Source organism: Comamonas sp. F1-6, from assembly GCF_039581415.1.
Taxonomy (GTDB): domain Bacteria; phylum Pseudomonadota; class Gammaproteobacteria; order Burkholderiales; family Burkholderiaceae_C; genus Comamonas; species Comamonas thiooxydans.
In genome coordinates, this window is record NZ_JBCPWN010000029.1 from 17,665 (window position 1) to 37,151 (window position 19,487).

At 63.8% G+C, this 19,487-nt stretch carries 17 protein-coding genes and 2 tRNA genes; 2 read left to right on the forward strand and 17 right to left on the reverse strand.

Annotation, left to right across the window (positions count from 1 at the left end):
* Positions 1 to 72 precede the first annotated feature (72 nt).
* From miaB to modA, 6 genes are all read right to left on the reverse strand, one after another.
* Positions 73 to 1,401 carry a tRNA (N6-isopentenyl adenosine(37)-C2)-methylthiotransferase MiaB gene (gene miaB / locus AAIL66_RS21785; protein WP_003071003.1) on the reverse strand — a complete coding sequence of 443 codons (1,329 nt, stop codon included), beginning with the start codon at positions 1,399 to 1,401 and terminating at the stop codon, positions 73 to 75.
* Positions 1,402 to 1,558: 157 nt separating this feature from the next.
* The gene (locus AAIL66_RS21790) at positions 1,559 to 1,963 is read right to left on the reverse strand and encodes a hypothetical protein (protein ID WP_343497735.1); all 405 of its coding nucleotides are present in this window, start codon (positions 1,961 to 1,963) and stop codon (positions 1,559 to 1,561) included.
* A gap of 96 nt (positions 1,964 to 2,059) precedes the next feature.
* Positions 2,060 to 2,923: a formate dehydrogenase accessory sulfurtransferase FdhD gene (fdhD, locus tag AAIL66_RS21795; RefSeq protein WP_343497736.1), complete on the reverse strand. Its 864-nt coding sequence runs from the start codon at positions 2,921 to 2,923 to the stop codon at positions 2,060 to 2,062.
* A 57-nt stretch (positions 2,924 to 2,980) separates the two neighbouring features.
* On the reverse strand, positions 2,981 to 4,066 hold the full coding sequence (gene modC, locus AAIL66_RS21800; RefSeq protein ID WP_034404943.1) for a molybdenum ABC transporter ATP-binding protein: 1,086 nt from the start codon (positions 4,064 to 4,066) through the stop codon (positions 2,981 to 2,983).
* Positions 4,063 to 4,743, reverse strand: coding sequence for a molybdate ABC transporter permease subunit (gene modB, locus AAIL66_RS21805; protein WP_003075261.1), 681 nt, complete (start codon positions 4,741 to 4,743; stop codon positions 4,063 to 4,065). The genes modC and modB overlap by 4 nt, the downstream gene beginning before the upstream one ends.
* 181 nt (positions 4,744 to 4,924) lie before the next feature.
* Positions 4,925 to 5,719: a molybdate ABC transporter substrate-binding protein gene (gene modA, locus AAIL66_RS21810; RefSeq protein ID WP_343497738.1), complete on the reverse strand. Its 795-nt coding sequence runs from the start codon at positions 5,717 to 5,719 to the stop codon at positions 4,925 to 4,927.
* 97 nt (positions 5,720 to 5,816) lie between these two features.
* Between modA and AAIL66_RS21815 the strand changes: the two genes are divergently transcribed.
* Positions 5,817 to 6,689 (forward strand): TOBE domain-containing protein, encoded by an 873-nt coding sequence (locus tag AAIL66_RS21815; RefSeq protein ID WP_343497739.1) that lies wholly within the window; start codon positions 5,817 to 5,819, stop codon positions 6,687 to 6,689.
* A 164-nt stretch (positions 6,690 to 6,853) separates the two neighbouring features.
* Here AAIL66_RS21815 and AAIL66_RS21820 read toward each other — a convergent pair whose 3' ends face one another.
* From AAIL66_RS21820 to mdlC, 4 genes are all read right to left on the reverse strand, one after another.
* Complete coding sequence (locus AAIL66_RS21820) at positions 6,854 to 7,870, reverse strand: tripartite tricarboxylate transporter substrate binding protein (protein ID WP_034357787.1); 1,017 nt, start codon at positions 7,868 to 7,870, stop codon at positions 6,854 to 6,856.
* 30 nt (positions 7,871 to 7,900) lie between these two features.
* On the reverse strand, positions 7,901 to 8,872 hold the full coding sequence (locus tag AAIL66_RS21825) for a tripartite tricarboxylate transporter substrate binding protein (RefSeq protein WP_343497740.1): 972 nt from the start codon (positions 8,870 to 8,872) through the stop codon (positions 7,901 to 7,903).
* A 102-nt stretch (positions 8,873 to 8,974) separates the two neighbouring features.
* Positions 8,975 to 9,916 (reverse strand): 2-dehydropantoate 2-reductase, encoded by a 942-nt coding sequence (locus AAIL66_RS21830; RefSeq protein ID WP_343497741.1) that lies wholly within the window; start codon positions 9,914 to 9,916, stop codon positions 8,975 to 8,977.
* Between the two features lie 28 nt (positions 9,917 to 9,944).
* Positions 9,945 to 11,561, reverse strand: coding sequence for a benzoylformate decarboxylase (gene mdlC, locus AAIL66_RS21835; protein WP_343497742.1), 1,617 nt, complete (start codon positions 11,559 to 11,561; stop codon positions 9,945 to 9,947).
* Positions 11,562 to 11,672: 111 nt separating this feature from the next.
* On the opposite strand from mdlC, the gene AAIL66_RS21840 reads away from it, so the two are divergent.
* Positions 11,673 to 12,578, forward strand: coding sequence for a LysR family transcriptional regulator (locus AAIL66_RS21840; protein ID WP_343497743.1), 906 nt, complete (start codon positions 11,673 to 11,675; stop codon positions 12,576 to 12,578).
* Positions 12,579 to 12,734: 156 nt separating this feature from the next.
* Here the strand turns inward: AAIL66_RS21840 and AAIL66_RS21845 are convergent, their stop codons facing one another.
* The 7 genes from AAIL66_RS21845 to AAIL66_RS21875 all read right to left on the reverse strand — a co-directional run bounded on the left by AAIL66_RS21845 (position 12,735) and on the right by AAIL66_RS21875 (position 19,383).
* Positions 12,735 to 13,904 carry an MFS transporter gene (locus AAIL66_RS21845; RefSeq protein WP_012839789.1) on the reverse strand — a complete coding sequence of 390 codons (1,170 nt, stop codon included), beginning with the start codon at positions 13,902 to 13,904 and terminating at the stop codon, positions 12,735 to 12,737.
* Between the two features lie 374 nt (positions 13,905 to 14,278).
* A tRNA-Met gene (locus tag AAIL66_RS21850) sits at positions 14,279 to 14,355 on the reverse strand.
* A 129-nt stretch (positions 14,356 to 14,484) separates the two neighbouring features.
* Positions 14,485 to 14,561: transfer RNA gene (locus AAIL66_RS21855), tRNA-Met, on the reverse strand.
* A 73-nt stretch (positions 14,562 to 14,634) separates the two neighbouring features.
* Positions 14,635 to 15,414: an enoyl-CoA hydratase gene (locus AAIL66_RS21860; RefSeq protein WP_034394305.1), complete on the reverse strand. Its 780-nt coding sequence runs from the start codon at positions 15,412 to 15,414 to the stop codon at positions 14,635 to 14,637.
* Between the two features lie 96 nt (positions 15,415 to 15,510).
* Entirely contained in the window at positions 15,511 to 17,328 is a 1,818-nt protein-coding gene (locus AAIL66_RS21865) for a peptidase M61 (RefSeq protein WP_343497744.1), read from the reverse strand.
* A 94-nt stretch (positions 17,329 to 17,422) separates the two neighbouring features.
* Complete coding sequence (locus tag AAIL66_RS21870) at positions 17,423 to 18,130, reverse strand: DsbC family protein (RefSeq protein ID WP_034381286.1); 708 nt, start codon at positions 18,128 to 18,130, stop codon at positions 17,423 to 17,425.
* A gap of 128 nt (positions 18,131 to 18,258) precedes the next feature.
* Positions 18,259 to 19,383 (reverse strand): FAD-dependent monooxygenase, encoded by a 1,125-nt coding sequence (locus AAIL66_RS21875; protein ID WP_174447016.1) that lies wholly within the window; start codon positions 19,381 to 19,383, stop codon positions 18,259 to 18,261.
* Positions 19,384 to 19,487: the final 104 nt, after the last annotated feature.

Below are 19,487 nucleotides of genomic sequence, written 5' to 3' on the forward strand. Positions count from 1 at the left end.
CAGTCATGAAAAAAGCCTGCCTTGGAATTGCAGGCAGGCTTTTTGTGGATGAGGCTGGGGACTGTCGGGCTGTCAATCCTTGACCAGGACTTCGCCGCGCAAGGTGTAGGCCTTGGCTTCGGTAATCTTCACATCCACCATCTGTCCGATCAAACGCTCGTTGCCGGGGAAGTTGACCACGCGGTTGCAATAGGTGCGGCCCATCAGCTCGCTGCCGTCGCGCTTGCTCACGCCTTCGACCAGCAGGCGTTGCACCGTGCCGACACGCTCTTCGCTGATCTCCTTGATGTTGGTGTTGATCACGGCCTGCAACTCCTGCAGGCGGCGCAGCTTGACTTCGTGCGGCGTGTCGTCGTGCAGATTGGCTGCAGGCGTGCCGGGGCGGGGGCTGAAGATGAAGCTGAAGGAGTTGTCGAAGCGCACATCGTGGATGAGCTTCATCATCTTCTGGAAGTCTTCCTCGGTCTCGCCGGGGAAGCCCACGATGAAGTCGCTGCTCATGGCCAGATCGGGGCGGATGGCACGCAGCTTGCGGATGGTGCTCTTGTATTCCATGGCCGTGTAGCCGCGCTTCATGGCCATGAGAATCTTGTCGCTGCCATGCTGCACGGGCAGATGCAGATGGCTGACCAGTTGCGGAATCTTGGCGTAGGCCTCGATCAGGCGCGGCGTGAACTCGTTGGGATGGCTGGTGGTGTAGCGGATGCGCTCGATGCCGGGAATCTCGGCCACATACTCCAGCAGCAGCGCGAAGTCGGCCATCTCGCTGCTGTCGCCCATCTTGCCCAGGTAGGCGTTGACGTTCTGGCCCAGCAGCGTGATTTCCTTGACGCCTTGCTCGGCCAGGCCCGCGACTTCCACCAGCACGTCCTCGAACGGGCGGCTGACTTCCTCGCCGCGTGTGTAGGGCACGACGCAGTAGCTGCAATATTTGGAGCAGCCTTCCATGATGGAGACAAAGGCCGAAGCGCCTTCCACGCGCGCCGGCGGCAGGTGGTCGAACTTCTCGATTTCGGGGAAGGAGATATCGACCTGGGGCTTGGCCTTGGCCGCACGTTGATTGAGCAGCTCGGGCAGGCGGTGCAGGGTCTGGGGACCGAAGACCACATCGACAAACGGAGCGCGCTTGATGATCTCTGCACCCTCCTGGCTGGCCACGCAGCCGCCCACGCCGATCAGCACGCCTTTTTCCTTGAGATGGCGGATGCGGCCCAGATCGCTGAACACTTTTTCCTGGGCCTTCTCGCGCACCGAGCAGGTGTTGAACAGGATCAGATCGGCCTCGTCCACGTTCTGCGTGGGCTCGTAACCCTGGGCCGCGCCCAGCACATCGGCCATCTTGTCCGAGTCGTACTCGTTCATCTGGCAGCCAAAGGTTTTGATAAAGACTTTCTTGCTCATGGGGCGCTCTTGTCAGGTGGGCCTGCAGTGTCTGCAAGCACAAAGTGATAGCGGCTGGCGCCTGCCATCACTCGATTTGGATATGGAAACAGTTCGAAAAGCTTGCTGAAAAAGCGCAAGCAGCTCGTCAATCAATAGCGGCCGGCGCGGGCCGGACTCAGCTGCCGAACACGCGCTGCAGCAGGGTGCGCGGCTGGATCGGCTTGTATTTCTCGATTTCGGCCGAGGTCAGAATCCAGGCCGTGTGCAGGCCCTGGGTCTGCGGCTCGATCACATAGCCCACCAGCAGCTTCTGGCCTGCATAGTTGCTGGCAAAGACCAGGCTGCGTTCGCGGCTGAACAGGCGAAAGCCTGGCGTGGTGCGAATGGTCGTGCCGTTGATGGCCACTTCGGGGAAGTTGGTGACCGTCAGTTCGCCGAACTGCGCCGTGGGCGGAAAGTTGCGCGTGTCGTCCGAGGGCAGGCCCTGGGCCAGGGCCTGCAGGCTGGCGCTGGCGGCAGCAGCCAGCAAGGCGCAGCCCCAAAGGCGGCGGCTGAAGCGGGTGGTGGTGCAGCGGTTCATGGTGTATATCCAGGGGCTGATCGTGGGGCGGTCAGAGCTGGAGTCATGGCCGCAATGCCGTGATTCTAGAGGCTGGCGCTTGGCAGCAGGGCTTGCTCAGGCTTTGCCGCCCGCGGCATAGAGCACGGCCTTGGGCGGACGGCACAGCCCCCAGAAGCGCAGGCCCGTCAGCTCCGCCATGCGCACGCCCATGACGGTGGGCGCGGAAATCGTGGCCAGCGCCGCGATGCCGACCTTGGCGCATTTGCGCACCAGTTCATGGCTGCCGCGGCTGGACAGCAGCACAAAGCCGGGTTCGCCGAGGCGGCCCGTGCGCGCCAGCCGGCCGACCAGCTTGTCCAGCGCATTGTGGCGGCCCACGTCTTCGAGCACGTCGGTGATGTCGCCCGCCAGCGTGGCCCAGCCGGCGGCATGGATGGCGCCGGCCTCGGCATTGAGAATCTGGTGTGGCGGCAGGGCGTCAATCGCCTTGAGCACGGTGGCTGCGTCGACCCGCTCCAGCCAGTCCCGGGGCGGCAGGGCATCAAACGACAGGTCCAGCGCCGCAAAGCTCTCGACTCCGCAGACACCGCAACCCGTGCGGCCCGTCATGCTGCGGCGTTTGTCCTTGAGCCGCGCAAAGCAGCGCGAGGCGATGTCGAGCTGCACTTCCATGCCGTCCATGCCTTCGGGCAGGCCGGCCGCGGCGGCAGACACGGGGCGGGCTTCGATGCCGTAGCAGTCAGTGGCGCTGTCGATGATGCCCTCGGTCAGCGCAAAGCCCAGCGCAAAGTCCTCCACATCGGTGGGCGAGCCCATCATCACCGCATGCGAGATGCCGTTGAAGACCAGCGCGATCGGCACCTCGGCCGCCAGCACGCGCTCCTGCCGCTCCTGCTGCCCGGCGTTGAAGAAGCTCACGGCATGGGTGTGCAGCGGTGCTATCGGCTGGGCAGGGATGGGGCAGGCGGACTCGGTCATGGGCTGATGATAGTCAGCAGGCGCATCCCTTGCCGGCAAGGGGCGGATGCGCTGCGCTCAGTCCAGCAGTGCCATCCCCTTGATCTGTGCATACACCGGCATGCCGGCCTGCAGTTGCAAGGCCTTGGCCGAGTGCCGGGTGATTCTGGCCAGCAGTCGGGTGCCGCCCGCCTGCAGCGAAACCATGACCTGCCCCGGCCCGTCCTCGCGCAGGCCCAGCACCTGCACCGGAAGGATGTTGAGAATGCTGCTGCCCTCGGGCCTGAGCAGACTCAGGCTGACATCGCGTGCCTGCACGCGCAGCGGCACCGTGCTGCCCGGCTCGCGCGGTCTGGCCATGACGAGCTGCAGTTGTCCGCCGTCGAAGATCAGCGTGCTCAGATGGTCGGCAGCGTCATGGGCCTGCACCGTGGCATGGACCACGCTGGAGGCCACGTCGCCATGGGCCAGCGGCAGATCGAGGCTGGAGAGCAGTTCGGTGACGGAGCCCTGCGCCAGCACCTTGCCCGCGCCGAGCAGCACCATATGCTGGGCCAGGCGCGCAACCTCGTCCATGGAGTGGCTCACATAGATCACGGGAATCCGCAGATGCCGCTGCAACTGCTCCAGATAGGGCAGAACCTCGGCCTTGCGCTGGGCGTCGAGCGCGGCCAGGGGCTCGTCCATGAGCAGCACTTCGGGGCTGGTGGCCAGCGCTCTTGCAATCGCCACGCGCTGGCGTTCGCCGCCCGAAAGCGTGGCGGGCATGCGATCCATCAGATGGCTGATGCCCAGCAGTTCCACGGCCCGCTCCTTGGAGACCTTGCGGCGTTCCTGCGGCGTGCGCTTGAGACCGTAGTCGATATTGCGCTGCACCGACAGATGAGGAAACAGGCTGGCCTCCTGAAACACATAACCGAGTGCGCGCTGGTGCGTGGGCAGCCATTGTCGGCTGGTATCGTCCTGCCATACAGTCTGGTTGACGGTGACGCGACCTTGCGCCCGCTCCAGCCCGGCGAGGCTGCGCAGACAGCTGGTCTTGCCGCAGCCCGAAGGCCCGAACAGGGCCGTGACCCCCTGGCCGGGCAGTTGCAGATCCACATCGAGTTCAAAGTCAGGCCGGCTCAGCCTGAGCTGTGCGGTGATGAAATTGGTGGCTGTCATGCGCGGCGCTCCGCTTTGGGTTGCAGCCAGTTCAAAGCCAGCAGCACGATGAAGGAGAACACCACCATGCCGGCCGCCAGCATATGGGCGTGGCCGTACTCCATGGCTTCCACATGGTCGTAAATCTGTACCGAGACCACGCGCGTGACGCCGGGGATGTTGCCGCCCAGCATCAGCACCACGCCGAATTCGCCCACGGTGTGGGCAAAGGTCAGCACGGCGGCGGTGATGAATCCGGGACGCGCCAGCGGCAGGGCCACGGTCAGAAAACGGTCCAGCGGACTGGCGCCCAGGCTGGCGGCAGCCTCCATGGGGCGCGGGCCCAATGCCTCGAAGGCACGCTGCAGCGGCTGCACGGTGAATGGCATGGAGTAGATCAGCGAGCCGACCACGAGGCCGGCAAAGGTGAACGGTAGATTGCCCAGGCCCATGGCCTGCGTGAGCTTGCCTATGGGGCCGTTGGGCCCCATGGTGACCAGCAGATAAAAGCCGATGACGGTGGGCGGCAGTACCAGCGGCAGCGCCACCACGGCACCGATCGGGCCGCGCCAGCGCGAACGGGTATGGGCCAGCCACCAGGCCAGCGGCGTGCACAACAGCATGAGCAGCACGGTAGTCACGCCCGCGAGCTTGAGCGTGAGCCAGATGGCTGCGTAGTCTTCGGCATTCAGTTGCATGGAATCAAAAACAGGACTTGCGCAAACAAGCATGCACAACGGACATTTCTATCGGCAAAGCACCATGTCTGATCCGAATTTGCGCAAGTCGAAAAAAAAGACCCTTGGAGCGCCCAGCTTAGCCGAGCAGCGCCAAGGGTAGAGCGGATTGGTTTGAGCTCCAGGATTTGCCGGTCAAGCGTCAGAAGCTGTAGCCATAGGAGCGGATGATGTCATGTGCCTTGGGGCTGCGCAGGTACTTCATCAGAGCCGCAGCGGCTTCGTTGTCCTTGGCGCTGTTGAGCACAATGGCGTCCTGGCGAATGGGTTCATGCATGTTGCCGGGCACCTGCCAGGCCGAACCCTCGCGGATCTTGCCGTTCTCCATGACCTGGGACAGCGCCACAAAACCCAGCTGCGCATTGCCGGTGGCAGCGAACTGGTAGGTCTGGGCGATGTTCTCGCCCATCACCACCTTGGGCTGCACCTGTGCGCTTAGGCCGAGCTTGTTCAGCACTTCCATGGCAGCTGTTCCGTAAGGGGCCAGCTTGGGATTGGCAATCGCGATGTGCTTGTAGTCGCCGCTCTTGAGCACATCGCCCTTGTCGTCCACATAGCCGGCCTTGGGGCTCCACAGCACCAGCGTACCGATGGCGTAGGTAAAGCGCGAATCGGTCACGCCCTTGCCTTCCTTGGCCAGCTTCTCGGGTGTGGTGTCGTCGGCGGCCAGCAGAATGCCGAAGGGCGCGCCGTTGTTGATCTGGGCGTAGAACTTGCCGGTGGCGCCAAACGACAGCTCGGCCTTGTGGCCTGTATCCTTCTCGAACTCGGCCGCAATCTTCTTCATGGGCGCGGTGAAGTTGGCTGCCACGGCGACCGCCACTTCAGCGGCCTGCGCCTGCGTAGACCACAGGCCCAGCACGACTGTGCCGATCACGGCCGCAGAGCGAGCCAGTTGAAAGGAAAAACCGGTGGAGCGGGCAGTGATCTGAGTCATTGAAATTTCGCTATTCATTAATGGAATAGCGAGTGTAACGTGAATGAACAACTGAGGTCGAGCGAGGAAATTGACTGTCAGGGCATGATGGCGGTCTATGTCAGACACAGAAAATTTCGAACAAGAACAATTGGATATGGCCGGCGACGAGGTGGCGCCGGGTGGCGCACTGTCGTCCGACTCGGTTTCCCAGGCGCTGGGCTATGACATGGCCGACCGTCGCATTGCCATCCTGCGCGGGATTGCGCAAAGCGGCTCCATCTCCCAGGCCGCGCGCGATGTGGGCGTGAGCTACAAGGCGGCCTGGCAGGCCATCGATACCCTGACCAATCTGGCCGGCGTGCCGCTGGTCGAGCGCAGCGTGGGCGGCGCCGGGGGCGGCGGTGCACAGATCACGCCGGCGGGCGAAGAATTGCTGCATGCTGCCGAGGCCATGATGCGCTTGCGCAGCGAGTTGCTGCAGCGCATGCAGGCCGGCACGCCCGGTGGCGGGCAGCCCAATCTGGGCCTGATGACCAGCATGCGCAATCAGTGGCCTTGCAGCGTGCTCAAGGTCGAGTCCATAGGCGGGCAGATCCGTGTCTGGCTGCGTGCCGCAAGCGATGCAGGCTCGGACTGGACGATTGCCGCGCGTATCACGCCCGAAAGCTATGAGCTGCTGGGTTTGGCACCCGGCGTGCAGGTGCTGGCACTGTGCAAGGCCACGGCCGTCAAGGTCTGGCTGGGGCAGGAGCGGCCTGTAGGGTCCACGCAGCCCATCAATATCTGGCCTGCCGTGGTGCAGCGCGCGACCTATGGAGCGGCCACGGTGACGGAAGAGAGCCTGGCTTCCGACGAAGCCATCTGTCGTTTGAGCTGGGGTGCTCAGATCGTGGGCTTTGCGCCGGCCATGAGCGGGCTGGTGGCCAATGACAATGTCTGGCTGGAGGTGGCCGAGTCTGCGGTAGTAGTGGCGGTGGCCTCCCACTGAAATACGACTTGCGCAAGTTTGGATCTGGCTTGGTGCTTTGTCGGCAGGTATGTCTGTTGAGCATTCTTGTTTGCGCAAACCAAAAAAAGACCGCCGGTCCTTTCAGACGGGCGGTCAAAAGGGAGTTTTCGGGTAACCGGACTCCCACGTTGAACTGAAATTTCTTAGTCCACTTTCAAGCCGATTTCCTTGATCAGCGGTGCAAAGCGGGCGCGCTCCTTGGCATGGTGGTCCACGAAGTCCTGGCGACTCATGCGCGGCTCGGGCGTGGCGCCCAGACCCTGGATCACATCGACCACGCTCTTTTGCTCCAGTGCCTTGATCACGCTGGCGCGCACGGCATCCACCACGGGTGCGGGCGTGCCGGCCGGCGCGTAGATGCCGAACAGTGTGTCGGCATCGAAGCCCGGCAGGCCGCTTTCGGCCAGCGTGGGTACCTTGGGGTACAGAGGCGAGCGGTGCGGGCTGCCTATGGCCAGCAGCTTGAGCTTGCCGGCCTCGACCTGCTTGAGTCCCGGGCCCGGATCGAACCAGTATTGCAGCTGACCGCTGAGCACATCGGTCAAGGCAGGGCCGGCACCCTTGTAGGGAATATGGCTGGCATCGACCTTGGCCGCGCGCTTGAACATTTCACCGGCCAGATGAGGCGAGCTGCCCGGGCCTGGCGAGCCGTAGGACAGCTTGCCCGGATTGGCCTGCAGGTGCTTGATGAAGTCCTGCACATTGCTCACAGGAAGGCTGGGGTTGGTTTCCAGAAACACATGCACGCGTGCCACGGCCGCCACGGGGATCAGGTCCTTTTCAGGGTTGAACGGCAGCTTGCTGTAGATCAGCGGATTGATGCTGATGCCGCCGCCGCTGCTCAGCAGCAGCGTATAGCCGTCCTTGGCAGAGCGCACGGTTTCGCTGATACCGATATTGCCGTTGGCTCCGGGCTTGTTGTCCACCACCACGGACTGGCCCAGCGCCTGGCTCATGGTGGGCGAGATCGCGCGTCCCATCACATCGGCGGCGCCGCCAGGGGCGAAGTTCACGATCAGGCGGATGGGGCGATCCGGCCATGTCTGCGCCTGGGCGGCCGGTGCCAGACAAAGCGCCATGCCCAGGCTGGCCCAGCCCTTGGTGATCAGGGCACGCAGCTTCCTGTGCGCAAAGGGGCGTTGAGTGATGGGAGTCTCCATATGCGTTTTCCTGCTTGTCATTGATATCGATCAGTCCAGCTTGATGCCTGCGGTCTTGATGACCTCTCCCCAGCGCTTCTTCTCGGAGAGCCAGAACTCGCGCATCTGCTCGGGAGTGCTGGGCAGGGGCTCCAGGGCCAGAGCTTCGAAGCGGGCCTGCACGGCCGGCGTCTTCAGGGCTTCCTGCAGCGTCCTGGACCACATCTGGATGGTGGCGTCATCCGTGCCCTTGGGGGCGACCAGGCCCTGCCAGGCGAAGGCCTCGAAGCCGGCCACGCCCTGCTCGATGAGCGTGGGCGTGCGGGGCAGGCTCTTGAGCCGCTGCGCGCTGGCCACGCCGATGGCGCGGACCTTGCCCGTGTTGATGTGGGGCAGGCCTGCGGCGCTGTCCACCAGCATGAAGGGAATCTGGCCTCCGATCACATCCAGCATGCCCGGGCCGGCGCCGCGATAGGGCGCGTGGGTCATCTTCACGCCCATCTTCTGGGCCAGCAGTTCGGTGGCCAGGTGATGCGGGGTGCCCAGCCCGGGAGATCCATAGCTGAGCTTGTCGGGGTTGGCCTTGGCCCAGGCCGAGAACTCCTGGAAGCTGCGCACCGGCAATTCGTTGTTGACGACCAGCAGCAGCGGAAAGCGCGCCAGCAGGCTGATGGGGACGAAGTCCTGTTCGGCGTTGTAGGCCAGCTTGGGGAACAGATGCGGGTTGGCGGCCAGGGTGGCGAAGTCGGCGGTGAAGACCAGGTTGCCATAGTCGCGCGAGCGCGCCGCATATTCTGCGGCGATGTTAGTGCCGGCGCCCGGCTTGTTGATCACCACGATGTTGCGATGGATGGGCTTGGCCCAGGCCTCGGCTACGCCGCGAGCCACGGCATCCGAGCCGCCGCCTGCGGCAAAGCCGACCACCCATTCCACGGGCCTGGCGGACGCCTGCTGGGCGTGGGCCGCACCCAGCACGAGCTGCACACCGCAAGCAGCGCCGGCTTTGAGAAAGGTTCTGCGCATGTTGTCTCCTTGTTATTGAATCTGTGGGCTCGGTCCCTGCTGTCTTTCTCTTTGTTGGCTGTCTTTCCCGAGCCTTCGATGCGTCTTCGCCGAGTCCGGGGTCTATGGCGTGCGCTGCTGTGCCATGCTGATGAGCTGGTGCAGGGTGCGTGTCATGGGCGTGGCAATGCCATGCCGCTCGCCCGCGCGCACCACCGCGCCGTGGATGGAGTCGGTCTCGGTGGGGCGCCCCGCCAGCAGGTCCTGCAGCAGCGATGGCTGGTGTCCCACATGATGGTTCAGGGCGTCCTCCACCGTGGCCCGGATGCGCAGGGCGTCCACGGCGATGCCGTTGGCCGCAGCTACGGCAACGACCTCGTCCAGGACTTCGCGGATCAGGCTGCGGCCAAGGGGGCTGGCCAGTCCGTCAACGCTCTGGCGAGTGATGCCGCACAGGCCGTTGAAGGCTGCATTGAAGGCCAGCTTCTCCCAGATGGCGGTCTCGACCTCGGGATCGATCTCGCAATGCAGTCCGGCGCGGTTGAGGTCGTCGCAGAAGTCCTGGAAGCCGGCGTCCACCTGCCCGGTGCGCGGCATGAAGCGGATCTTGCCGCTGCCCAGCGAACTCACTTTTCCGGGAGCCAGCAACCGGGCCGGCCATGTCGTCACACCCACGGCGATCTGCTGGGCATCGGCAAATCCGTGCAGGGTCTCGATATGTCCTATGCCGTTTTGCAGGCTGAGCAGCAGGGTCCCGGGCCCTATCAGGTGGGCAATGCTTTGCAGCGCGGCCTGGGTGTGGGCGGCCTTGGTGAAGATCAGCCAGCGCGCGGGCGGTTGCGTCAGCTCATGGGCCAGCAGGGCCTGAACGCCGGCGTGCAGCGGACCCTGGTCGGTCTCGCAGTGCACGCCGTGCTCGCGTATGGCCTGGAGCAGCTGCGCGTTGACATCCACCAGCGTGACGGGGATGCCGGCCCGGGCCAGCCGGGTGCCGAACAGGGTGCCCATGGCCCCCGCTCCCAGGATGCCGACGGTGGCCGCTTGCGACTCTTGTGTGTTGTGCATGTCTTGTCTCCGAGGGCTCGGGGCCGGGTCAGGCGACCTCGACCTCGACCAGCGTGGCACGCGGGCTGCGCAGGGCGTCCCGCAGAACCTGGGGCAGCTGGGCGGCTTCGGTGACGCGCACGCCGTCGCAGCCCTGGCCCTTGGCCAGGGCCACGAAGTCGATGTCGGGCAGGTCCGTTCCCTCGACCTTCTCGCCCTCGCGGTAGCCGAACACCCTGGAGAAATCCTGCAGGGCAGCGTAGCGGCGGTTCTTGACAATGATGTAGGTGACCGGCAGCTTCAGATGGGCTGCGCTCCACAGGGCCTGGATGGCGTACATGGCCGAGCCGTCGCCGATGACGCCTATGACTTTCTTGTCGGGCTTGGCCAGCGCGATGCCTACGGAAGCAGGCAGGCTGTGGCCCAGCCCGCCGCTGCACATGGTGAAGAAGGTCTCGGCAGCGTAGATGGGCAGATGGGCCTGGATGATGGAGCGCGAGCCAGGCGCCTCCTCGACGATGATGCTGTCGCGTGATCGCACCTGGGCCAGTGTGTGCATGAGGAAGGCATCGCTCATCAGCTCGCCTGGCTCGGGTGCCGCCGGCGCCGGTATGGCGGGCCGTGGCTGGAGCGCGGGGCGCGGATGCGTCAGGGGGCGGGCCAGCAGCTCCTGCACGCCCATGCGGATATTGCCCACGGCCGCGTCGCCAACGGGTGCCCAGGCGGCGATGGCGGGGTCCTCGATGAGCTGGAAGAGTTGCGTGCCTTCGGCGATGAAGGGGCCGTGGCCTTCGACGTGGTAGGTGAAGGCAGGTGCGCCGATGACGAAGACCACGTCATGGCCCGAAAGCCTGTCCACGATGCGCTCGCGCATGGCGGGTAGGAAACCGCCGAACAGCGCATGGTCCTCGGGGAAGCCGCAGCGCCCGCTCATGGGCGCCACATAGACGCGCGCCTGGTGGCGCTCGGCCAGGGCCTGGACGGCCTCGAAGGCCTGGCTGCGGTCCACGGCCGCTCCGACCACGAAGGCCGGTGCGCGCGCATCCTCCAGCGCCTGGCCTATGCTGTCCAGCAGACGTGGGTCGGGCCGGGTCTCGAAGCCGACTTTGCGCAGCGTGATGGGTTCGCAGGGCACATCCCAGTCATCGGCGGGAATGGAGACGAAGACCGGGCCTCGCGGCTCCTGCATGGCGATGTAGTAGGCGCGCGCCAGGGCCTGGGGCACGTCCTCGGCGCGCGCGGGCTCGCAGCTCCACTTCACATAGGGCTTGGGCAGCTCGGCGGCCTGGTTGGAATGCAGGAAGGGGTCGAACTGCAGCAGCGAGCGCGTCTGCTGGCCGGCCGTGATGACCATGGGCGTGCGGTTCTTGAAGGCCGTGAAGATATTGGCCATGGCGTGGCCCACGCCGGCGGCCGAATGCAGGTTCACGAAGCTGGCATTGCGCGTGGCCTGGGCATAGCCGTCTGCCATGCCCACGACCACGGTTTCCTGCAGGCCGAGGATGTATGAGAAGTCTTCGGGATAGTCGCGAAACAAGGGCAGTTCGGTAGAGCCCGGGTTGCCGAAGATGCGCGTCATGCCCAGCTCGCGCAGCATGTTGATGACGGCGTGGCGTACGGTGAAGACCTCGGCGGCCTGGGCATTGGGGGCGGTGTTGGCGGGCAAAAAATTCTCCTTGGATCGGGCAGGCACTGGGCCTTGGCACTGTTGGCATCAATCCTGCCTTTGGAGATAATTTCCAGCAATTGAATAAATCATCTAAGAGATATTCGTTTAATGGATATATCAGGTCTGGATCTCAATCTCTTGCGTGTTTTCGATGCGGTGTTCCGCCATGGCAGCGTCAGCCGCGCTTCGCAGGAGCTGGGTCTTTCCCAGCCCGCAGCCAGTCAGGCGGTGACGCGGCTGCGCCATTTGCTGGGCGATCCGCTGTTCGAACGCATGCATGGGGGCGTACGCCCCACGCCGCGTGCCGAGCGGCTGGCCCAGGCGGTAAGAACTGCGCTGGCAACGCTGGAGGTGGCCTTGGCAGAGGCACACAGTTTTGATCCCTTGCAGGCGAATCAGTGCTTTCGCATTCACCTCAGCGACATCGGCGAGGCGCGCTTCCTGCCACCGCTGATGCAGGCCTTGCGTGAGAAGGCCCCTAATGTGCAGCTCGAAACCCTGCCCATGCCCATGGGCGAGATTGCCGATGCGCTGGATCGCGGCTCGCTGGATATCGCCATCGGCTTTCTGCCTGGTGTGACGGGCACGCAGCAGAAAGTGCTGCTGTCCGACCACTACGCCCTGTTGCTGCGTCAGGCGCATCCGGTGCTCAGGGGTTTGAAGGCCGAGAGGCTGAGCGCTGAACATTTGCGCGGGCTCGACTATGTGGCCGTGCGCTCGCATTCCGAGACGCTGCGCATTCTGCGCAAGCTTGAGTTGCAGGATCAGGTGAGGCTGTCGGCGGCCCACTTCATGGCCGTGCCTTCCATCGTGCATCAGACGGATCTGGCCGTCATCATGCCCGCCGAGATTGCCGAGACCTTTGAAGCACAGGGCGGATATGTGGTGCTGCAGGCCGATCTGCCAGAGAGTGCTTTCAATGTCTCTTTGCACTGGAGCTGGCGCTTTGCGCAGGAGCCCGCGAACCAGTGGCTGCGGGACCTGGTCAGCGAAGTGTTCGGGCAGCGCAGATAAGGTGCTCGGCCCCCACACATGCCCGCTTCGTGTGGCCGCTGCCCCTGCGTCGGGCGCCCAAGCGGAGGCTTGTTGCCTTGGGATGACTCAGTGGCAATAAAAAAGCGCCAGGCTATAAGGCTCTGGCGCTTGATGGGTCTGCGATGGCAGCTATCTTTAATGAAGTTCCTTGCCCTTGAGCTCGGGAATCAGAAAGACCGTGGCCAGCATGTCCAGCACATAGATGGCGGCCAGCAGCGCAATCGCCACCTGGAAAGAGTAGGCCATGGCCAGCGCACCGATGACGACCGGGCCCAGGCCGCCGACGGCGCGGCCGATGTTGAACAGCACGTTCTGTGCCGTGGCGCGGGCCTCGGTGGGATAGGCTTCGCTGATGACGGCGCCATAGCCGCCCATCATGCCGTTGACGCACAGACCCATGATGGCTCCCACCCACAGCATGGCCGTGGCATCGGTGAGCTGGGAATAGGCCAGCACCGAGATCACGGAGCCGAGCTGGAAGATCAGGAAAGTGGGCTTGCGGCCGATGCGGTCGGCCAGCTGGCCGAAGACCCAGATACCCAGCGACATGCCGATGATGGTGACGGCCGTCCACATGGACGACTTGGTCAGGCTGAAGCCCATCTGCTTGGACAGAAAGCTGGGCATCCAGATCATGATGCCGTAGTAGCCGAAGTTCTGCACCGAGGTCAGCACGATCACGCCCAGGCTGATCTTGCGCGTGGCCTTGTCCTTCATCAGCAGCTTCAGGCATTGCATGGCCGAGGGCTGCTCCTTCTTGCTGCGTGCCACGAACACTTCGGGCTCATGCAGCTTGTTGCGGATGACCCAGGCCACGACAGCGGGAATCACGCCGACCAGAAACATGCCGCGCCAGCCGATGGAGGGCAGCAGCAGCGGGGTCAGCATGGCTGCGCCCAGCACGCCGAGTTGCCAGCCCAGCGCCACATAGGACGAGACGCGTGCGCGATGGCGTGCGGGCCAGGCCTCGGCGGCCAGGGCCATGCCGATGCCGAACTCTCCGCCCAGGCCGATGCCGGCAATGGTGCGGTAGATCAGCAAGTCCCAGTAGCCTTGTGCAAATGCGCACAGGCCGGTAAAGACGGCAAACAGCACGATCGTCCAGGTCAGCACGCGGATGCGGCCGTATTTGTCGCTGAGCATGCCGAAGACGATGCCCCCGAAGACGGCGCCGATCAAGGTCCAGGTCACGAGAGAGCCGGCCTGGCCGGGCGTGAGGTTCAGGTCCTTGGAGATGGCCGAGAGCATGAAGCCCAGAATCAGCAGGTCAAAGCCGTCCATGGCGTAGCCGACGGCCGAACCCATGAGTGCTTTCCAGCTGTATCCGTTGACTTCTGTTGGAGCGGCGGGCGCGGCTGTGCCTGCCACGGCGCCTGTGGTTTGTATGGTCACGGGAGAGTCCTTGAGCGAAGACGGACTGTGGGTGCCTGCAGGCCGGCTTTTGCAGAAAAAAGCAGGCCCTCGCTGGGCGCAAGACCAGCGCGCGGGCACGCAGCGTGCGTGCAGCATCCTTGAGGTGCAACGGGCACGAAAAAGTCCTTGAAGGGGAGGTTTGAGCGGCTGGAGCATGGCGGCGCGGACTGCGTTGATTTCTGCGGGGCAGAAAGAGCAGTGCGGCGCAATGTCGCCTCTGTAAAAAGCGAAAAGCCCCAGCTGCGTGAGCAACTGGGGCCTGGATTTGGTGGTCGTAGCGGGACTCGAACCTGCGACATCAGCATTATGAATGCTGCGCTCTAACCAACTGAGCTATACGACCGACAGCCCGCAATTGTATAGGAAGAAATGGCCTTGGCAGCCAAGTTGGGATTTTTTGTGTGCGGCCTGCAGCGGTCTCAGGGATAAAGAAAAAACCGCAGTGCTTTTGCAAGCACTGCGGTTTCCTGTTTGGTGGTCGTAGTGGGACTTGAACCTACGACATCAGCATTATGAATGCTGCGCTCTAACCAACTGAGCTATACGACCGAAGACAGCGATTATATGCAAAAAATGGCTGCTTCAAGTGGTTTTCTGAAATTTCTTGCGAAAAATCTGGTGCTTACTGATGGGTGAAGTGGGCGGGGCGCTTGTTCACAAACGCGTCCATGCCTTCCTTCTGGTCCTGGGTGGCAAACAGGGCATGGAACAGGCGGCGCTCGAACATCACACCATCGGACAGGCCGCTCTCGAATGCACGGTTCACGGATTCCTTGGCAGCCATCACGGCCAGCTGGGAGAAGCCGCTGATGATGATGGCCGCACCCAGAGCTTCTTCCATGAGCTTGTCAAAAGGCACGACGCGGCTGACCAGACCGGCGCGCTCGGCCTCGCTGGCATCCATCATGCGGGCGGTCAAAGCCATGTCCATGGCCTTGGATTTGCCCACGGCGCGGGGCAGGCGCTGCGTGCCGCCGGCACCGGGAATCACGCCCAGCTTGATCTCGGGCTGGCCGAACTTGGCGTTATCGGCAGCGATGATGAAGTCGCACATCATCGCCAGCTCGCAGCCGCCGCCCAGGGCAAAGCCGCCGACGGCGGCAATCACGGGCTTGCGGATGCTGCGAATGGTTTCCCAGTTGCGCGTGATGTAGTCGCCGCCATAGGCGTCGGCAAAGCTGTACTTGGCCATGGCACCGATGTCGGCACCGGCGGCAAAGGCGCGTTCGCTGCCGGTGATGATCATGCAGCCAATGCTTTTGTCGGCATCGAACTTCCTGAGCGCATCGCCCAGTTCGTCCATGAGCTGGTCGTTCAGGGCATTGAGCTGCTTGGGACGGTTCAGCGTGATGACGCCGACTTTGTCCGCTTCCACGCGGACTTCGATGGTTTCGTAGGCCAAGTTTGTCTCCTGCTAAAGAATGAATGGCTGCTGCCAAGAATAACCGCTGAGTCTGGCTGCCAGCTGTCGCGCTGCAGCGCCACTTTGGGGCCGGGCTCAGGCCGCAATGCCCGTCAGCCAGCGCTCTGCGGCGGCCTTGTCGCTGATTTCCAGCCCCAGATTGCTGATGGGGCTGGCGCTATCTGCATCCTCGCTGGCGGCTTTGGCGAGCAGGCTGCCCGTGTTCAGCGTCAGCTGCAGAATCTGCTGGTCGCGTGCTACCCAGGCCGTGAGCTGATTGGAGCCGGCCGCGTACAGCTGCACATCGTCCAGTTTGCTGATGCGCCAGCGCTGACCATCGGCCTCGACGGCCAGCCACTCGTCTCCAGCCATCATGCCGGCCTGCTCGGCAGCGCCGCCGCGCAGCACGGTCTTGATCTGCACGCTGTGGTTTTCCTGGACACGCAGACCCAGTTTCTGCGCCAACTGTGCGGGCTCGGCCTTGCTCTTGATGCCATGCAGGACCAGCAGCTCGCGCAGCGGCAGGTCCTCGGTGGAATGTACCCAGGCTTGCAGCTGTCCGGCAATCTCAGGGTTGCCCACTTCGCTGACCACTGCCAGCACATCGGCTTCGCTGATGGGGCCGCCTTCACTGCTGCGCCACAGGCCGCGCATCACATCGTCCAGGCTGCTGGTGCCGTTGGCGCGCAGCGCCAGATCGAGGCACAGAGCGACCAGCGAGCCCTTGGTGTAGTAGCTGACCGTGTGATTGGCGGTGTTCTCGTCCTGGCGGTAGTACTTGACCCAGGCGTCGAAGCTGGCCTCGGCCACGGACTGCACCAGGCGGCCCGGCGTTTGCAGCACCTGGTTGATGGTGCGCGTGACGAGCTTGAGGTACTGGCTGTTGTCCAGCAGTCCGGCGCGGCGCAGGAACAGATCGTCGTAGTAGCTGGTGAAGCCTTCAAAGAACCACAGCAGCTCGGTGTAGTTCTCCTGCTCGTAGTCGTAGCGGGCCAGTTCGGTCGGGCGCAGGCGCTTGACGTTCCAGGTGTGGAAGTACTCGTGGCTGATCAGGCCCAGCAAGGTGTTATAGCCCTCGCCGGCCTTGGCCTCACCCTTGCGCGGCAGATCGCGGCGGCCGCAGATCAATGCCGTGCTGTTGCGGTGCTCGAGGCCGCCATAGTTGTCATCCACCACATTGAGCATGAAGACATAGCGATCCATGGGCAGCTGGCTGCCGTCGGCATGCCAGAAGGCGATCTCGGCCTCGCAGATCTTTTGCGTATCGGCCAGCAGGCGCTCGCCATCAAAGCTGGGCGCGGCACCGGCCACCACGAACTCGTGGGGCACGCCTCCGGCTACAAAGCTGCCGCGCCAGAACCGGCCCATCTCCACGGGGCAGTCCACCAGCTCGTCGTAGTGGGCTGCCGTGTAGAGGCCGAAGCCGTTGGCATCGATTTGTGCGGGCGTCAGGCCGGTGGCCACCTGCCAGTCCTGCGTGGCGGGGCTGCCGAGCAGCTCCAGCGCATGGGGGCGGTTTTCCTGACCATGCACGCGCAGGCACAGGCTGGTGCCGTTGAAGAAACCGCGCCGGCGATCCAGCCAGGCCGTGCGCACCGAGGTGTCATAGGCGCAAACCTGATAGCTGATAACGCAATCTGCATCGGCGTTACAGGAGATTTTCCATTGATTCTTGCTGAGCTGTTGCACGGCCACGGGCTGACCGTTCTGCGTGGCCTTCACGCCCTGCAGGTTCTTGGAAAACTCGCGCACCAGATAGCTGCCCGGAATCCACACCGGCAGCGACAGCAACTGCTGTGCCGCAGGCTGGGCGATATGCAGCTCCACATCGAAAAGATGGGCGTCCACCGCGCTGGCCTGCACGGCAAAGCGGATGTCGGGGCGAATGCCGCAGGCATTGGGGGCAGAGGTCATGGCAGCTCCAGAAATGCGGGCCGGAGCATGCGAACCTATCGCAGCGTGCCTGAAATTTCATCAGATGCACGCTGCTCCGGCAATGAGACAGGGATTACTTGGCGACGGCCAGGTGCTTTTCGACCTCGGCAGCCGAGATAGCGCCGGGCACGCGCACATTGTTGGAAAAAATCACGGTGGGCGTGCCGGTGATCTTGTACTTGCGGCCGAAAGCCAGATTGCGCTGGATGGCGGCAGGGTCGCACTGGGCGGCTGGTGCGTTCTTGCTGTTCAGCATCTGCTCATGCCAGGCCTTGGCCTGATCCTTGGCGCACCAGATATTGCGCGACTTCTCGGCCGAGTCCGGGCTCAGGATGGGGTAGAGGAAGAGGTAGACGGTGACGTTGTCCACGCTCTGCAGGTCTTTCTCAAAGCGCTTGCAGTAGCCGCAGTTCGGGTCTTCAAACACGGCCATCTTGCGCTCGCCCTTGCCATGCACGATGGTGATGGCGTCCTTGATGGGCAACTGCTTGAAGTCCACGGCCGTGAGCTGGGTCATGCGGTCTTCGGTCAGATTGCGGCGCGCCTTGGTGTCGATCAGCTCGCCCTGAATCAGATAGTTGCCCTTGGCATCGGTGTAGAAGATGTCCGTGCCCACGCGTACTTCGTACAGGCCGCTCATGGGGGTGGAGCGCACCTCGTCGATTTTCTCGAGCTGGGGAATGCGCTCGGTCAGCGTCTTCTTGAGGTTGGCATCCTGGGCATGCACGCTCAGGCCGAAGGTCAGGCTGGCGGTGGCCAGCAGGCAGGCAACAAGTTTCATGGAAGATGTCGTGGGCTGCAGCGCGCTGCAGCGTGGAAAGAATGAGATCGGCTGCCATCCACTATGCATGGATGGCAGGGCTGTTGCTTGGAGTACGGACTGAGCCAAGGGTTCCCTGAGCCCGCGTCTCAGAGCAGACCCATGGCCTGCTTGGCCATCCAGGACTTGAGCAGGCCGCTGCGCTCAAAGCCCTTCATGCCCCAGTTGCGCAGCATCTGCACAGGCACTTCGGGACGGGCAAACAGCTGCTGCAGCCCGTCCATGGCCAGGCCCATGGGGGCCAGAGATGCCTTGCGCTCACGCTCGTACTGGCGCAGCAGCTTCAGATCGGCGGGGCTGCGCCAGTAGTCGCGCTCCTGAAGGATGCGTGCCAGAGTCTGCACATCGCCCAGGCCCAGGTTCAGACCCTGGCCGGCCAGCGGGTGGACGTTGTGGGCGGCGTCACCTGCCAGCACCCAGCTTTGTTGGCTGTTCCTGTCCAGCGGTCCGCACCAACGATCGGCTACAGCCTGCTGCAGAGGCCAGGTGGCGCGCTCGGCCACCAGCTCCAGCTGGCCCAGCGCATCCTGGCTGATGGACTGCAGGCGGGTGGTAAAGCTCTCTTCGTCGCTTTCCAGCCAGTCAGGCACCAGCGATTGCTCCAGCGACCAGACAACGGCCACTTCGTGACCGTCGGGCCCGCCCATGGGCAGAAAGGCCAGGATTCCTTCCGGCGTGAACCACTGACGTGCAATGCCGCCATGCGGCAGCTCACAGCTCAACCGGGTGGCAATGGCGTGCTGGGAATAGGGCGTGACGGAGAAATCCACGCCGAATTCGGTGCGCGTGCTGCTGGAGCGGCCTTCGCAGACGGCGGTGAGTGCGGCCTCCACCGGTTCCTTGACGATTTCCACCTGGGGTTGATAGCGCACGGCCTCGGCCAGGCGCTGCTCCAGCGCGGGGACATCGACAATCCAGGCCAGTGCTGGCACTTCCTGAGAAGCTGCGTCGAACTGAACCTGGCCGTCCAGATCGCCAAACACCTGCATGCCGACCACGGGCGTGGCATCCTCGTCGTCAGGCCAGCAGCGCAACGACTGCAGCACGGCCCTGGAACTGGCATTGAGCGCATAGGCGCGCACATCCTTTTGCGGGGATCGAGGCTGTGGCGGCGCCACCAGCGCCACACGCAGACGCTCACGCGCCAGCAAAAGAGCCAAGGTCCGGCCCACAATGCCGGCTCCACGAATACATACATCAAAGGTTTGCGCCATGTCCGGCATTGTAGGAGGCGCGGGCAGGGCCTGCGCCCATAGAGGAAACCTCATGCCATGCGGTCGCCGACCGCAGCCAACTATGTTGTTGATAGCGGGCTGTG

Coding starts and splice junctions, on each gene's coding strand:
- miaB (WP_003071003.1), bottom strand. CDS start 1,401: ATGAGCAAGAAAGTCTTTATCAAAACCTTTGGCTGCCAGATGAACGAG.
- AAIL66_RS21790 (WP_343497735.1), bottom strand. CDS start 1,963: ATGAACCGCTGCACCACCACCCGCTTCAGCCGCCGCCTTTGGGGCTGC.
- fdhD (WP_343497736.1), bottom strand. CDS start 2,923: ATGACCGAGTCCGCCTGCCCCATCCCTGCCCAGCCGATAGCACCGCTG.
- modC (WP_034404943.1), bottom strand. CDS start 4,066: ATGACAGCCACCAATTTCATCACCGCACAGCTCAGGCTGAGCCGGCCT.
- modB (WP_003075261.1), bottom strand. CDS start 4,743: ATGCAACTGAATGCCGAAGACTACGCAGCCATCTGGCTCACGCTCAAG.
- modA (WP_343497738.1), bottom strand. CDS start 5,719: ATGACTCAGATCACTGCCCGCTCCACCGGTTTTTCCTTTCAACTGGCT.
- AAIL66_RS21815 (WP_343497739.1), top strand. CDS start 5,817: ATGTCAGACACAGAAAATTTCGAACAAGAACAATTGGATATGGCCGGC.
- AAIL66_RS21820 (WP_034357787.1), bottom strand. CDS start 7,870: ATGGAGACTCCCATCACTCAACGCCCCTTTGCGCACAGGAAGCTGCGT.
- AAIL66_RS21825 (WP_343497740.1), bottom strand. CDS start 8,872: ATGCGCAGAACCTTTCTCAAAGCCGGCGCTGCTTGCGGTGTGCAGCTC.
- AAIL66_RS21830 (WP_343497741.1), bottom strand. CDS start 9,916: ATGCACAACACACAAGAGTCGCAAGCGGCCACCGTCGGCATCCTGGGA.
- AAIL66_RS21840 (WP_343497743.1), top strand. CDS start 11,673: ATGGATATATCAGGTCTGGATCTCAATCTCTTGCGTGTTTTCGATGCG.
- AAIL66_RS21845 (WP_012839789.1), bottom strand. CDS start 13,904: ATGGGTTCGGCCGTCGGCTACGCCATGGACGGCTTTGACCTGCTGATT.
- AAIL66_RS21865 (WP_343497744.1), bottom strand. CDS start 17,328: ATGACCTCTGCCCCCAATGCCTGCGGCATTCGCCCCGACATCCGCTTT.
- AAIL66_RS21870 (WP_034381286.1), bottom strand. CDS start 18,130: ATGAAACTTGTTGCCTGCCTGCTGGCCACCGCCAGCCTGACCTTCGGC.
- AAIL66_RS21875 (WP_174447016.1), bottom strand. CDS start 19,383: ATGGCGCAAACCTTTGATGTATGTATTCGTGGAGCCGGCATTGTGGGC.